Source organism: Streptomyces inhibens (genome assembly GCF_003389455.1).
Taxonomy (GTDB): Bacteria; Actinomycetota; Actinomycetes; order Streptomycetales; family Streptomycetaceae; genus Streptomyces; species Streptomyces inhibens.
The window spans coordinates 1-585 of the sequence record NZ_QUAC01000251.1; the positions used below are offsets into that span (position 1 = coordinate 1).

Sequence of the window (585 nt, forward strand, 5' to 3'; positions counted from 1 at the left end):
ACCCCGCCTGCTGTCGCCTGGGCCTCCACCGGCCGCGCCGGCCCCGGCACCCGCCCCGTACCGCTCGGACTCCCGCTGCCGCCCCCGCTCCCGCTTCCCCCCAGTACCATCGCCGCCCGCCCCGCGTCCTGCTTGCGCAGCAGGCGGATGGCGTCGGCGGCGGTGGCCGGATCGGTGACCGCGACGGCGTCCGCGGCCGCGCCGAGGGCGGCCGCCACCGGGATCTCGAAGCCCGGGGTGACGGTCAGCAGCTCCGCGGCCGGGCCGAGCAGCCCGCCGAGATGGTCGGCCGCGGCCAGCAGGGCCCCCGTACCGTCCTTGCGGCGCAGCCCGAGCGCCAGCGCATCGTGCCGTGCGGCGGTCGCGGCGCGGCGGCGCTCGGCCGTGGTCAGCGCCTCCCGCGCGGCGGTCAGCGCGGCCTCCGCCTCGGTCAGTTCCCGGCGGGCGGCGTCGTGCCGCCCCTCGGTCTCCTCGTCGTCCGCGTCCAGCCCGTCGACCTCGGCCTTGAGCTGCTCGTACTCCTCCTGCGCGTCGGCCGCCCGGCGCCGGGCGGCATCCCGCGCCTCGGCGAGCCGGCCGATCTCC

General features: G+C 80.2%; 1 pseudogene. It reads right to left on the reverse strand.

Annotated elements, in window-relative coordinates:
* A pseudogene (locus tag DY245_RS32710) lies at window positions 1–585 on the reverse strand (chromosome segregation protein SMC); the annotation flags it as partial.